Annotated in this window: 13 protein-coding genes; 7 read left to right on the forward strand and 6 right to left on the reverse strand. The window is 59.5% G+C overall.

Annotated elements, in window-relative coordinates; all coding sequences use genetic code 11:
• Positions 1–67: 67 nt before the first annotated feature.
• The 5 genes from queG (at position 68) to TX82_RS05195 (ending at position 6,693) form a co-directional block, all read left to right on the forward strand.
• Complete coding sequence (queG, locus tag TX82_RS05175) at positions 68–1,219, forward strand: tRNA epoxyqueuosine(34) reductase QueG (protein WP_005007732.1); 1,152 nt, start codon at positions 68–70, stop codon at positions 1,217–1,219.
• A 28-nt stretch (positions 1,220–1,247) separates the two neighbouring features.
• Complete coding sequence (hemE, locus tag TX82_RS05180) at positions 1,248–2,288, forward strand: uroporphyrinogen decarboxylase (RefSeq protein ID WP_005007734.1); 1,041 nt, start codon at positions 1,248–1,250, stop codon at positions 2,286–2,288.
• Positions 2,281–3,225 (forward strand): ferrochelatase, encoded by a 945-nt coding sequence (gene hemH, locus TX82_RS05185; protein ID WP_005007736.1) that lies wholly within the window; start codon positions 2,281–2,283, stop codon positions 3,223–3,225. The genes hemE and hemH overlap by 8 nt, the downstream gene beginning before the upstream one ends.
• Positions 3,226–3,293: 68 nt before the next feature.
• Complete coding sequence (locus TX82_RS05190; RefSeq protein WP_005007738.1) at positions 3,294–4,442, forward strand: ABC transporter substrate-binding protein; 1,149 nt, start codon at positions 3,294–3,296, stop codon at positions 4,440–4,442.
• 67 nt (positions 4,443–4,509) lie between these two features.
• Positions 4,510–6,693, forward strand: a complete 2,184-nt coding sequence (locus TX82_RS05195) for an ATP-dependent helicase (protein ID WP_005007739.1) — start codon at positions 4,510–4,512, stop codon at positions 6,691–6,693.
• Between the two features lie 19 nt (positions 6,694–6,712).
• Here TX82_RS05195 and hflX read toward each other — a convergent pair whose 3' ends face one another.
• Positions 6,713–7,999, reverse strand: coding sequence for a GTPase HflX (hflX, locus tag TX82_RS05200; protein WP_005007742.1), 1,287 nt, complete (start codon positions 7,997–7,999; stop codon positions 6,713–6,715).
• Positions 8,000–8,080: 81 nt separating this feature from the next.
• The gene (locus TX82_RS05205; RefSeq protein ID WP_187291914.1) at positions 8,081–8,677 is read right to left on the reverse strand and encodes a toxin-antitoxin system YwqK family antitoxin; all 597 of its coding nucleotides are present in this window, start codon (positions 8,675–8,677) and stop codon (positions 8,081–8,083) included.
• Between TX82_RS05205 and TX82_RS05210 the strand changes: the two genes are divergently transcribed.
• On the forward strand, positions 8,658–8,864 hold the full coding sequence (locus tag TX82_RS05210) for a hypothetical protein (protein WP_005007745.1): 207 nt from the start codon (positions 8,658–8,660) through the stop codon (positions 8,862–8,864). The genes TX82_RS05205 and TX82_RS05210 overlap by 20 nt on opposite strands.
• A gap of 4 nt (positions 8,865–8,868) precedes the next feature.
• Here the strand turns inward: TX82_RS05210 and TX82_RS05215 are convergent, their stop codons facing one another.
• The 4 genes from TX82_RS05215 to TX82_RS05230 form a co-directional block, all read right to left on the reverse strand.
• A complete protein-coding gene (locus tag TX82_RS05215; RefSeq protein ID WP_005007746.1) occupies positions 8,869–9,420 on the reverse strand; it encodes a hypothetical protein in 552 nt (183 codons plus the stop codon).
• Positions 9,421–10,959, reverse strand: coding sequence for a glycosyltransferase (locus TX82_RS05220; protein WP_005007749.1), 1,539 nt, complete (start codon positions 10,957–10,959; stop codon positions 9,421–9,423). It lies immediately after the preceding gene.
• 12 nt (positions 10,960–10,971) lie between these two features.
• Complete coding sequence (locus TX82_RS05225) at positions 10,972–12,513, reverse strand: B12-binding domain-containing radical SAM protein (RefSeq protein ID WP_005007751.1); 1,542 nt, start codon at positions 12,511–12,513, stop codon at positions 10,972–10,974.
• Positions 12,514–12,677: 164 nt separating this feature from the next.
• Entirely contained in the window at positions 12,678–13,061 is a 384-nt protein-coding gene (locus TX82_RS05230) for a tetratricopeptide repeat protein (RefSeq protein WP_005007754.1), read from the reverse strand.
• Positions 13,062–13,184: 123 nt separating this feature from the next.
• Between TX82_RS05230 and TX82_RS05235 the strand changes: the two genes are divergently transcribed.
• Complete coding sequence (locus TX82_RS05235) at positions 13,185–13,934, forward strand: formylglycine-generating enzyme family protein (protein WP_005007757.1); 750 nt, start codon at positions 13,185–13,187, stop codon at positions 13,932–13,934.
• The last annotated feature ends 85 nt before the right edge of the window (positions 13,935–14,019 follow it).

The following is a 14,019-nucleotide window of genomic DNA, read 5'->3' on the forward strand; positions in this document are numbered from 1 at the left end:
GGGGAACAGCAAAGGTGAATCCCGAGAATAGCAAAATCGCCCAACCCCCGCAATCGGTTTGAACGGCATGCACACCGCAACCCTCCCCGAAAAAATGAACGCCCTGCGCGACCGCGCGCGGGAGCTGGGATTCGACGCGCTGGGGGTGGCTCCGCCCGATGTCGGCGACGACGGCAAACGGTTTCTGGAATGGCTCGACCGCGGGCACGATGGTGAGATGGCCTACCTGAAACGCGGCGAAGCCAAACGGCTTGATCCCGCGCTCATCCTGCCCGGCGTGAAAAGCATCCTGTGCCTGCGCACCAATTACCACACGCGGGCCAAATCCCTCGACTTTTTAAATCAGCCCCAAACGGGCGATATTTCCAACTACGCGTGGAACGTCGATTACCACGACCTCATCAAACCGCGCCTGCACAAGCTGGAACATTTTTTATGGGAACTGTTTCCCGACTGCACCAGCAAGGCGTACGTGGACACGGGTCCGGTGCTGGAAAAAGCGCTGGCCGAGAAGGCCGGGCTGGGGTGGGTCGGCAAGCACTCGAACCTGCTGACGGAAGGACTGGGATCGTATTACTTCCTGTCCGAGATTTTGATCGACGTCGCTCTGCCGCTCTCCGAGCCCGCCACCGACCACTGCGGCACCTGCACGAACTGCATCGACATCTGCCCCACCCGCGCCATCGTCGCGCCGTACGTTCTCGACGCGCGGCGGTGCATTTCGTACCTGACCATCGAACTCAAGGGCGTCATCCCGCTCGAATTCCGCAAGGCCATCGGCAACCGCATCTACGGATGCGACGACTGCCAGATCGTGTGCCCGTGGAACTCGTACGCCGTCACCACCGGCGAACCCGCATTCCAGGAGCGCGACGGCACGCGGTTGCTGATCGACCTGATGCGGCTCGACGAAAACGGGTTTCGCGAGCGGTTCCGCAAAAGCCCCGTCAAACGCATCAAGCGCCGCGGCCTCTTGCGCAATGTGGCCGTCGCCCTGGGGAACAGCGGCGACCCACAGGCCGTGCCCGTGCTCATGGAAGTGCTTTCCGATCCGGAACCGCTGATCCGCGCGCACGCCGTGTGGGCGCTGGGGGAACTGCTGGGCGAGGAAGCCTGGCAGGCGGTACAGGGTGCCTTGTCGGAGGAGGCCGACCCCGCCGTTCAGACCGAAATCGAGCGCCTAAAACCCGTTGATAATCTGGGACGAAACGGCCTATAATCAGCATTTCCCCAAAATCAGGAGCACCATGGACAAAAACGGAGAATACCGCTTTCTGAAGGCCTGCCGGGGCGAGCCGGTGGACTGCACCCCGGTCTGGTTCATGCGCCAGGCGGGCCGCTACATGAAGGAATACCGCGACCTCAAGGCCAAGTATTCCTTTCTCGAAATGTGCCGCACGCCGGAGCTGGCCACCGAGGTCACGCTCCAGCCTCTGGACGTTCTGGGCGTCGATGCGGCCATCATTTTCGCCGACATCCTTCTGCCGCTGGAGCCGATGGGCACCGGGCTGGAGTTCACGGCGGGCGATGGTCCGTCCATCCCGCGTCCGGTGCGCACGCGGAAGGATGTGGACAACCTCAGGCCCGTCAACAGCGAGGAGCAGTTGGGTTATGTCGGGGATGCGATCAAGCTGGTGCGCAAGGAGATTGCGGGGAAACTGCCGCTCATCGGGTTCAGCGGCGCGCCGTTCACACTCAGCAGTTACATGGTGGAAGGCGGCAAGTCGAAGGAATTCACCACCACCAAACTCATGATGTATCAGGAGCCCGAGACGTGGAACCGGCTCATGGACAAGGTGGTGGACGTGCTGGTCGATTACCTGAAGATGCAGGTGAAGGCGGGCGCGCAGGCTCTCCAGATTTTCGACAGCTGGGTGGGATGCCTCAATCCCGGCGACTACGAACGCTACATCCTGCCGCACACCAAACGCGTGTTCGACGGGTTGAAAGAATGCGGTGTGCCGGTGATCAATTTCAGCACGGGCACCTCGACCATGTTGCCGCTGGTACGGCAGTCCGGCGGCGACGTCATGGGCTTCGACTGGCGCATTCACCTGGACGACGCGCGGAAACAGATCGGTCTGGACACGCCGGTGCAGGGCAACCTCGACCCCAACATCCTGTTCGCGCCGATTCCGGTGATCCGCGAAAAGGTGCTCGATATCCTGAAACGCGCCGAAGGGCGGCCGGGCCACATCTTCAACCTCGGTCACGGCATCCTGCAACACACGCCGGTCGATCACGTCAAAGCCGTGGTGGACATGGTGCACGAGTATCAGCATGGTTAACCCAACCGCACAAGATGTGAAGACGGGCGTCATCCTGCTGGCGCACGGTGCGCCCACGCGCGTTGCCGACATCCCCGAATACCTGAAACGCATCCGCGGGGGCACCGCGTCGAGTACGGAAGTGATCCGCGAAATCACCGAACGCTACGAGGCCATCGGAGGCAGTTCGCCCCTGCTCCAGATCACCAAGGCCCAGGCCGAGGCGCTGGAAACGTTCCTCAATCAGGAAGGCGACCGCTTCCGCGTGTACATCGGCATGCGTAACTGGTACCCGCTCATCGAAGAGGCCGTGCAGAAGGCGAAGGACGACGGTGTGGAGCGCCTCATCGCCCTGTGCCTGGCGCCGCAGTTCAGCAAGTGGAGCACGGAACGGTACCTCAACTCCTTCAACGAAGCGCTGGGCGCGTGCGACGCGGGCGGTATCCCGGTGCAGTTCATCAAAAGCTGGCCGAACCAGCCGTCTTTGATCGACGCCTTTGTGGAACGGTTCCGCGCCGCGGAGTCGGACCTCAAAGCCAAGGGTTACGACACGTTCCACACCGTATTCACCGTGCACAGCATTCCGTCGGCGTACGTGGAGGAGGGCATTGACCCTTACGTGCAGGAATACGAAAAAACGCTGAACGGCATCCGCCAGCAGGTGCCGATGGAACCGTGGCACCAGGCGTACCAGAGCCAGGGCATGATTCCCTGTCCGTGGCTGGAACCGAGCGTGGAAGAAATCCTCGACAAGATCGCCGATGCGGGCGGCAAGGCGGTGCTCATTTTCCCCGTCGGGTTTGTCTGTGATCACATTGAAATCCTTTACGATATCGACATCGGGTTCAAGAAATACGCGGAAGAAAAGGGTCTTTCCCTGTTCCGCACGGAATCCCTCAACACCTCGCCCCTGTTCATCGAGGCCCTCGCCGGGGCCATCTGGGAACACCTCGCCTGACCCCTGTTTCCTCTTGTGGATTTCCCTCTTTCAACAGTGATATTCTGTTTGTATTGAGGTGACCCGACATGAAATATTTTTCCCGATTTTCGATTTGGGCGCTGGCGCTGTGGGCGCTGGGCGCTTTTTTCTATCCACAGAGTGCCGCGGCTGAAAGCAGGGAAACCCGCATTGTGCTGGGCGCGGTCCTGCCTTTGAGCGGCGAGAACGCGTCGCAGGGCATCGACGCCGAACGCGGCATCCAGCTTGCGTTGAAGACCCATGCCCCTGCCCTGGCCGGGAAGGGTCTCAAGGTGAAGATGGTGATGGTGGACGACCGCTCCGATCCCGAGCAGGGCAAAAAGGTGACGCGCGCGTTGATCGAGGAAGAGCACGTGCAGGCCATCATCGGACCCTTCACTTCCCCCGTGTTCCTCGCCATGTCGCCCATCGTGCAGCAGAACAGGGTGGTGTTGATGTCAGGAAGCGCCACCACGCCGAAGATCCGGAAGGCGGGCGATTACGCCTTCACACTGGTCACGCCGGACGACCGCCAGGGTAAGGCGCTGGCGCGGTTTGCGTATGAAATCCTGCGCGCCCGACAGGGCGTCATCCTTTACCTCGATAACGATTACGGCCGCGAGTTCCAGAAGGTGGTGCACCGCGAGTTCGCCAGGCTGGGAGGGAGTGTCGACTGGGTGCACGGCATCATCAAGGGCACGACGGATTTTTCGGCAATATTGGAAAAGGTGAAGGACCTGGACCCGCACGCGGTGTTCTTCCTCACGTATCCGGCGGAAGGCGGACTGCTCCTCAAACAGGCGCGGGACATCGGGCTGGAAGCGCCGTTTCTGGGCGGTGACGGAGTGTACAGCCAGGATTTGATCGACATCGCAGGCGAAGCCGCGCGCAACACCTTCGCTTCCGCCATGAACTGGCGGCTCAAATCGCCGAAACCGCACGTGCGGGATTTCGTCAAACGTTTCACCACGCAGTACGGCCTGCAACCGAATTTGTACTCGGCCAGTTATTACGACGCCACGACCATCATCCTGCAATCCCTGATGGCGGGGAAACTCGATGCCGAATCCATGCGCCAGCACATCGAACAATCGCGGTTTCAGGGTGCGACGGGAGAGATCCATTTTGAATCCGACCACGCCGTGAAAAAACCCATCGACATTTTCAAGGTCGAGGATTACACTTTCGATTACTTTCAAACCATCATGACGCACTGAACGCGCGCATGATGCGTGGAGCGTGACGGGCGCCCGCCCTTCCAGATTCTCCCGCCCTTTTGGTTACATGGATACCAACGAACTCAATCCGCAACAACTGCAGGCCGTCCGGCACACGGAAGGTCCGCTCATGCTGGTCGCGGGCGCCGGGTCGGGCAAGACCCGCGCCATCACGTTCCGCATCCTGCACATGATCCGCGACAAAGGCATCGCGCCGGAGAACATCCTCGCCATCACCTTCACCAACAAGGCGGCGGGGGAGATGCGCGAGCGCGTGCTGGGGCAGATGGGCGAAGGCGGCCGCGCGCCATGGATCAGCACCTTCCATTCGCTGTGCCTGCGCCTTCTGCGCCAGCACATGGAGTTTTCAGGCTACACGAAAGACTTCGTCATCTACGACGCGCAGGACCAGTTGTCGCTGGTCAAAAAATGCATGAAGGCGGCGCAGGTGAATGAAGAGGCGTTTCCGCCCAAAACCATCCTGAACCACATCAGCGGATTCAAAAACGATTACCAACTGCCGGAGCACATCAAGCTCGACGCCCTGCCGTACGGCCACAAGCTGAAAGCGGCGCACGTGTACCCGCACTACCAGAACGCGCTCAAGGAAAACAACGCGCTTGATTTCGACGACCTGCTGATGATGACGGTGAAACTGTTCAAGACGAACAAAGAGCTGTGCGATCATTACAACGACCGGTTCCGTTACATTCTCGTTGATGAGTTTCAGGACACCAACCTCACGCAATACCATCTCATTCAACTGCTGTCGCGGGCGCATCACAACGTATGCGTGGTGGGCGACGACGACCAGAGCATCTACCGCTGGCGCGGCGCGAATCTCGAAAACCTCCTGCACTTCGAAAAAGATTTTCCCGGCACCACCGTCATCAAGCTGGAGGAAAACTACCGCTCGACGCAGACCATCCTGAACGCCGCCGGGGCCGTGGTGCGACAGAACGCGGCGCGCCGCGAGAAAAATTTGTGGACGCGCAACGAGTCGGGCGAACCCATTTTGTATTACCGCGCCGAGGACGAAATCGACGAAGCCCGCGCCGTGTGCGAACGCATCCATCAATGGGTGCAGGACGGAGCGTCGCTCAACGACATCGCAATCCTGTACCGCACCAACGCGCAGTCGCGGGTGCTGGAGGATCAGCTACGTCACCTGGGTGTGACCTACCAGGTGATCGGCGGCCTCAAGTTTTACGAACGCAAGGAGATCAAGGATATCCTGAGTTACCTGCGCGTGATCCTGAATCCCAACGATTCGGTATCGCTCAAACGCATCGTCAACACGCCGGTGCGCGGCATCGGCAAAACCTCCGTGGACAAGATCGAAGCGTTTTGCGGCGAACATCACCTGAATTTGTTGGAGGGACTGCGCCGGGCGGCGGAGATCGTGGGAGCAGGTCCGGCAAAAAAGATTGCGCAGTTCGTCGCCATGATGGACCGCTTCCACCAGGTGGCGGAGGACAGTTCGGCGGTGGATCTGCTGAAAGAGGTGTTCGAGAAAACGGGCTACCTCACTGCCCTGCAGAAAGAGAACACGCAGGAAGCAAAAAGCCGTCTGGAAAACCTGAACGAGTTGTATTCCGCTGTCGAGCAGTTCGTGGACATCGACCGCAAAGGCTCGCTGAGGGAGTTTCTCGATACGACAACCCTCGTTGCCGATCTTGATAACCTGGATGACAGCCGCGGCGTCTTGGCATTGATGACGCTTCACACTTGCAAGGGACTGGAGTTCGACTCGGTGTGCATCATCGGTTTCGAGAACGGACTCCTGCCGCACGCCAGTTCGCTGTCGAGCAACGACGAGTATGAGGAGGAGCGGCGGTTGTGTTACGTCGGCTTCACCCGCGCGCGCAAGAGGCTGATGGTCAGCAACGCACGCCGGCGGCGCATTTACGGAAGCACCTTCACCTACCAGCCCTCCGATTTCATCAACGCCATTCCTCGTGAAGTGATGACGATGGAATCGAGTGCACCTTCGATGACCGCCTCTTCTTCCTATTCTCCATCCTACGCCTCAAAAAGCGGCGGCGACGAGTGGTCGCTCCCCGCGGGCGCACCGCCGCCCGCGACCGATACCGGCTTCGCCGTCGGCACGAAAGTCCTGCATCCCAAGTTCGGCTCCGGGGTCGTGGTCAATCGTGAAGGCAGTGACGGCGACATGAAGGTGGTGGTGTTCTTCAAAGGCGCGGGCAAGAAAAAGCTCGCCGTCGCTCACGCCAATCTCATCGTGGTTTGAATTTAAAAGGCGGTCCGCTTCAGGCGTAGCCGTTCAGGAGTTCCATCAAGCGGGCTTTGTGGTGCGGCCAGATGCGCAGGTCGAGCGTCATGGTCTCGTCGTGATACCGCTCGTCCACCACCAGCGCGTGTTTGCGGATTTCGGGAATGAGGTCCGAGCGCGTGTAATCGAGTTCCACCTGGTAGGGAACCAGCCGCGCTTCGTAGTGATGCACGATGGCGCGGCGCAGATCGTCCAGTCCCAATTCCTTCCGGCAGGACACGAACACCGCGTCGGGATACAGCCGCCGCATCTCCTCCACATCCTGCTGGTTTTCGATTCGGTCGATTTTATTGAACACGTTCACGGTTGGCGTGTCGTGCATGCCGAGTTCGTTGAGCACGCTCTCGGCGGTCGCCATCTGCCGCCGGTAATGCGGGTGGCTGATGTCGATGACATGCACCAGCAGGTCCGCATTGCGCACTTCGTCCAGCGTGCTTTTGAACGACGCCACCAGATCGTGCGGCAGTTTGTCGATGAGGCCGACGGTGTCTGCAAGCAGGATCGGATAAGGAAAATTCTTTTTCACCTTGCGCACGGTGGCGTCCAGCGTGGCGAACAGTTTGTTTTCAACCAGCGTGTCCGCCCCCGTCAGGCAGTTCATCAACGTCGATTTGCCGACGTTGGTGTAGCCCACCAGCGCGACCTGGTAGGTGGTCTGCCGACTTTTCCTCTGCGTCTGTTTTTCCTTGTGAATGCGGTTGAGCTTCTTCGTGAGCTTGGAGATCTGATCGCGGATCATGCGCCGGTCGAGCTGGATCTGCGTCTCACCCACGTCGCGCATGCCGATGCCGCCGCGCTGGCGCGACAAGTGACCCCACATCCGCGTCAGTCGCGGTAACGAGTATTTCAACCGCGCCAGTTCCACCTGCGTTTTCGCTTCGCTGGTGCGCGCGTGATCGCTGAAGATTTCGAGGATGATCCACGACCGGTCCACCACGTTGCACTTGAGCAGGTTTTCCAGGTTGCGCGTTTGCGCGGGCGACAGGTTTTCATCGAAGATCACGATCTCCGCGTCGTGGTGCTTCACCGCCTGGTGCAGTTCCTCCACCTTGCCGCTACCGAGATAGGTTTTGGGGTGGATGGTGGACAGGCGTTGGGTGAGATGGGCAACGGGATCGTAATGCGCCGTGGTGGCGAGCCCGGACAGCTCGTCCAGCGAGTCACCGACCGGCGGGCCCGTACCCTGGTTCGTCTCCACGCCGACGAGGATGGCGCGGGGCTGGTGGTTGTTCACTTTCTGTGTATCAAAATAGACAGGCTTCATTCACCCCCATTATATCGCGGTGCCGGAAGCCGTGCCAAACAATTGCAAAGCCCCCGGCATGGAAAATTCATTCGAGATCGGTCAGCGCCCGCCGGGTGATGGATAGTATTGCTTTTCAAGCAGTTGCCCGTCCCGTCCGTAATGCTCGCTTTCCAGCATGCGGTCGTTGTCATGGCGGTACACGAACTGCACCTGCCCGTCTTCGTAATACGTTTTGCTCTCGCCGTGGCGGCGGCCTTCTTTGAATTCGAGTTGTGCCTTCACCGTGCCGTCGGGATGGTACAGCGTCACCGGACCGTGCAGGAGGTCGTTCTTGTAAAATCCGCGGTCCTTCACTGCCCCGTCCTTGAAGTAACCGATGCTCTGTCCGTGCCGCCGGCCGTCCTCGTACACCCACACGGTCATGAGCTCGCCCGTATCGTAATAGAAGCGGGCGAGCCCCTGTTTCACGCCGTGTTCGTGCATGTACTCGCTCATCAACGACCCGTCCTCGCGGAACTCGCGCGTCCAGCCGTGCCGGAACCGGTTTTCGTCGATTTGGATCTCGAAATGCACCCCGCCGTTGGGATAGGATTGAACGACGGTTTCCCGTTCGGCCAACGCCGGGGCGGGACATGCCACCGCGAGCCACAGCAAGGTGGCGGCGAAGGAGGCGGGCATGAAGGCGAAGCGTGTCAAAATCATCCTGCTGGTTGTGGGGGGCGGAATCTACGCCGTTTGGGCCTGGCGCGGTCCCATCCATGCGCTGGAACTCAAGTACGGCGAAAGCGGCTTCACCTGGGGCCTGCTGGTGTTCGGTGTGTTGATTCCCTACCTCGTCTATTTTATCACCGGCCTGTTCAAACCGGACACCCCGAAGGAGTGACGCCTCAATCGTCTGCGAACAGGTGGCCGAGCCACAGCAGGACGACCATCACCACCGACAGCGTGTGCTGGGTGTGAAGCAGGCGTGTCACTTTTGCGCCGGGTTGGTCCGCCCCCTGCAGTTTCATGGCGAGGCCCGACAGACACAGCACGCCGATCAACCCCCATCCCGCCCACAATACCCAGTTGCTGTCCTCCGCCCATAAGCCGTGAAGGTAGCTGAGGCCGAGTATGACGGGATTGCCCCAGTAGTGATAGTTGCGCCAGCGCACTTTCCATTGCACGGGTTTGCGTACGATAAAATCCGGAAGCGCTTCGCGCACACCGCGCGGCAGTCTGCGCACCCCCATGTGGTAATACCAGAGCGCGTTCAGGATCACCAACCCCCACAACGACACCACGCCCAGCGCGTCGCTCACCGCCTCCAGAAACGAATCGCCGGACTCGTCGTGATCGTCGCCGTTGGCCAGGGCCGGAACAGAAACTCCAGAGAGAAATAAAACCGCAAGCCACACTGAAAAGATCCAGAATCGCAAACGGGAATAGTGAAGGGTCATTTATTTGTTCGGTGCGGGGTGTTGAGGTGAGGACGATTCGACAGGCAGGGTGATGGCTTTGCCGCGCCACTGCCGCCAGAACAGCCGCAGGAACACTTTCAGGTAATTGGGGCCGGTCTTGTGCAGGTTGAAGCTGGAGAATCCCATATCCACCGAACGGTTGATCCACGAGATGGGCACCTCCTCGACCTTGTAACCGAGCAGGAGCGGCTGCAGTCCGGTTTCGGCGTTGGCGGCAAAATCGTGCGCCTCCAACTGAAGATTCTGTGCCACTTCGCGTTTCATCAGTTTGAGGTTGTTGGTGAGATCACGCAGGTACTTGCGGAACAGGAGTCGCGCGAATAGATGAAACGCACGGTTGGCGATAATCTTGGTGAACGCGTAATTGAGTAGAACGCTGTCGCGCGAGAAGCGGGAACCGATGGCCACGTCCGCGCCATTGGCCACCGCGTCGAACAATCCGGTGAGCTCCGGCAGGATATGTTGAAAGTCGCAGTCCATGAGCAGAACGTAATCGCCCTTTGCGTCGGCGAGCCCGTCGCGAAGCGCCCGGCCCACGCCGTTCGGCGGCGTGCGTTTGAGCACGCGCACGCGCGGGTCTTCAGCGTGCAACGCTTCGCCCACCTCCGCCGTGCGGTCGGTGCTGTTGTCATCGACCAGCACAATCTCTTTGATGTAATCGTCGAAGTACCCCGTCAGGTTTGCCACCAGCGGTTTCAGGTTCGCTTCTTCATTGTGGCACGGCACCACCACCGACACACGGCCTTTCAGCGACACGTGTTCGGTGAGCGGGACATACGGACGCATCCAGCCTTCCGGCGCGGGATTCTGTCCGTTGAGATACAGCTCGCCCGCAAAGTTACGTACGTAGGGCATGTTCTCGAGGATGAGACTCAGGTTCTGCACCGGCCACAAAAGGGCTTTCGGCAAGGGTGGAAACAGAAAATCGTAGGGCAGAATGCGGATGCCGGTGAACCCGATCTCCGAGAGGATGGACATCATCTCGATGCGGTTGAAGCGTGGACCCTCGTCGCGCAGTTTGATGAAGGGGATCAGCCGCGTGAAGAAGCGGCGTAATTGCGAATACGGATTCCACGGGTTGGGCTCGAACAGCAGGAAGCGGCCTCCGGGTTTCAGCAGTTTTCGCGCTTCATGAAGGAATGCGCCGTAGTTTGGGTTGGGAAGCATGTGCCAGGCGACCACGGTGTCGAACTTGCGCCCAGCCAGCGGACCCGGAAATTCGTTCATGAGAACGGGTTCGACGTTCTCCGGTTGGTCCGCGTTCAGGTTGTCGAAATAATCGGGATTGAAGGTCGCCGCGGTGACGGGGTGTTTGTGGTTGTGCAGGTCGGCGATCTCGCGAGTCCAGCGTCCGTCGCCGCAGCCGAGATCGAGAATGCTCTCGCCGGGCAGGAGGTGGAACAGGTGGCGCGCCATGTGCGCCCGCCATTGCAGGCGGTGCGGGATGAAGTAATCCTTGCGGTCCCAGTAATGCATGCGCGCGCGTTCGCGCTCACGCAGGGCGTCCACCACATCCATCGGGCAGGGTCCTCATGCAGTTTTGAACAGGCGGCCGAGCCGTGCCTTGAGCAGGCTGAAGGCGTCCTTGACCATCGACTTCACCATCTTGTTGCTCTTGTTGGCGGCGCGGTCGGAAAAGAAATCACGGAACAGGTAGTAGATGCGCACCGGCTTGCGCAGGAAATAAAATACGTAGAACAGGCCCTGCCCGAAGATCACCAGGAACGACAGCTCGCGGTGGCCGAAGCGCGGGTTGTAGGACGTCTTGCACGCGCCGAAATCCTGGAACGTGAACAGACTCATCAGGTAATCGTCGTCGAGCTCGGGGATCATGCCGTTCTCGCGAAGCTGGTTGAACGACTCGGTGTTCGGTTGTGGCGAATAGGCGTTGAGATTCACGTTGGTGAATCCGAGCATGGCGCACTTGATCATGGCGGCGTAGGTTTTGAACACGCTTTTGTACGTGTCCTCGGGAAAGCCGATGATGAAGAAGCACCCGACGTTGATGCCCGCCTTGAGCGCCTCGCCCGCGGAATGAAACATCTTGTCGAGATCGACCTTCTTCTTGATCGCCTGCAGTACTTCCGGGTCGCCGGACTCCGGGGCGAAAGCAAACTCGTGGCATCCCGCCGCTTTCAGTTTTTTGGCCAGCTCGAAATCGATGGCTTCACTGCGGGTGCCTGACGGCATCTGGAACGTGATCTCCATGCCGCGCGCCAGTACCTCGTCGCAGAAGGCATGCATCCAGTCCCGGCGCACGATGGCGGTCAGATCTTCGAACTGAAAATCGGTGACGCCGTAGCGTTTCATGTAGGTCTGCATCTCATCGACCACGTTTTTGTGGTCGCGCGCCGTCCATTCGGTGGTCCACATGTGCGGGCTGGTGCAGAACGTGCACTGGAACGGGCATCCGCGTGTCGCCAGCATGGGCATGAAGCGGCCTTGCGATGCGCCATGCGGCTGGTTGACGGCGTTGTACTGCTCGATGTCGAACAGGTCCCACGCCGGCCAGGGAATGGAGTCGATTTCGCGGATGCGGTTGTGACGCGGATTGGTCTGCGCCGTGCCGTCGGGTTTGCGAAAGGCGATGCCCGCGAGATCGTCAACCGGTTCGCCATTCTGCCAACGGTCCAGCAGGCGGACGATGATCTCTTCGCCTTCGCCCAGCACCACCGCATCGAGCGGCGCCTGTTCCAGGGAAAATTCGGGAAAGCCGGTGACGTGTTCGCCGCCCATGATGAGGCGTTTGTTGGGAAACCGTTCGCGGATGCCTTTCACCAGGTCGCGCACGTACACCCAGTTGGAACTGAACATGCAACCGAGGCCGATGACGTCGGCGTCTTCAGGTATGCGCTCGATGATTTCATTGTTCTCCAGGCCGCGGATGTTAATGCCACGGAACTCAAAAAACTGGCGCGGCGCGGAGCCGGGTCCGTCCACCACCGTCACCTCGTGACCCGCCTCGCGCAGGGCGGCGGCGATGTAGGCCAGGCCGATGGGCGGCATGCTGATGGTCGAGACGAAGTTCGTCAGCGACACGAATTTGGATGGCTCGATCAGGCAAATTTTCATAAAAAGCGCCGTTCCGGTTGCGGGCGGAGTGCGTGAAGGACTGTCTTTTCAGTGTAACAGGATAAATCCCCATCTCAAGCGAATCGTGAAAAAGGAAGGAGGGGTGGGGCCTAAGACGGCTGGGTCGGGAGCCGGCTTCGCTAAGGAAGGGTTTTACAGCGGTTTCAGGTTTTGCCGTTGCCGGGAGCGAACTCGCCGGGATCGAGTTTGAATTTGTGGTACAGCTCCTGCGTTTTGGTGCGGGCGGTTTCTTTCTGAACGGGTGCGTTTCTCTGCGCGAACAGGTTGCCCGCCTTGATCATGTGCACGATGGCGTTTCGTCCGTCGCCTACTTTTTCGTACAGGCAACCGAGGTTGAAATGCGCTTCCGCCGAGCCCTCATCGAGGCGCACGGTTTCCTGAAAGGCCGCCAGGGCCTCCTGGTTTTTGCCCAGCCGTTCGTATTCCACTCCAAGCTCGAAATGCAGGCGCGGATTGTCCGGATGGTGCCGCAGGCGTTCCTGGCATTCCTTGATCTTGTCTGTTTTTAACCAGTCGAGAAGTCCCATGGATTTCTTCTTCACCCAGTCTGTGTAGGAAATATGTCGTCGTGCGTTCGGGTTTATATAATGTTAGGATGCATCGGACATCAATTCGTTTTACTGAAAATTTTATTGGTTGAAGGAATGAAAATGAAATTCGGAGTATTTAAGCGGGCCCTTGTGGCCGTGTGGTGTGTGTCGGCGGCATGGATCGCCTTTCATCCGGGGCTGGTCCGCGCGGAGGACCCACTGCAACCTCCGGCCGGCATGGTGTACATTCCTCCCGGAACGTACACCATGGGTCTGGAAGGAGCCAGCAACAAGTACCCTCACAAAGTGTTCGTGGATGGATTTTTCCTCGACAAATTCGAGGTGACACAAAAAGAGTACGTGGCCATCCGCGGGGCCAATCCCTCGAAGTTCGAGGGTGAAAACCTTCCCGCCGACCAGGTCACCTGGCTGGAAGCCAGCGCCTACTGCAAACAGGTGGGCAAACGCCTGCCCACCGAAGCGGAATGGGAAAAAGCCGCCCGCGCGGGAACGCAGACCGCGTATTACTGGGGCGACGAACACAGCGGCGAATACGCCTGGTTCGAGGACAACTCCGATGAGACCACGCACCCGGTCGGCCAGAAAAAGCCCAATGGGTTCGGTCTCTATGACATGTCCGGCAACGTCTGGGAGTGGGTGTCCGACTGGTACGACAAAACCTATTACGAACGCAGTCCCCCCGCCAACCCGCAGGGACCCGAGACCGGAACGGAAAAAACATTGCGTGGCGGATCGTGGTATTCCGGCGCGCGTCACCAGATGAGCGCCACGCGGTTCTGGTCGGAGCCACACCTGCGTAATTCCAATTTCGGATTCCGTTGTGCCATGGATGCCCCAAAAACGCCATAAGGCCTGGACCAAGGGTGGTTCCCCGCACTGACCGGGTTCCCAATCTGGTACAATCGAAATGCAGTTAAATCATCGTTTCAGGTGA

It is taken from the genome of Nitrospina gracilis 3/211, from assembly GCF_000341545.2.
Classification (GTDB): Bacteria; Nitrospinota; Nitrospinia; order Nitrospinales; family Nitrospinaceae; genus Nitrospina; species Nitrospina gracilis.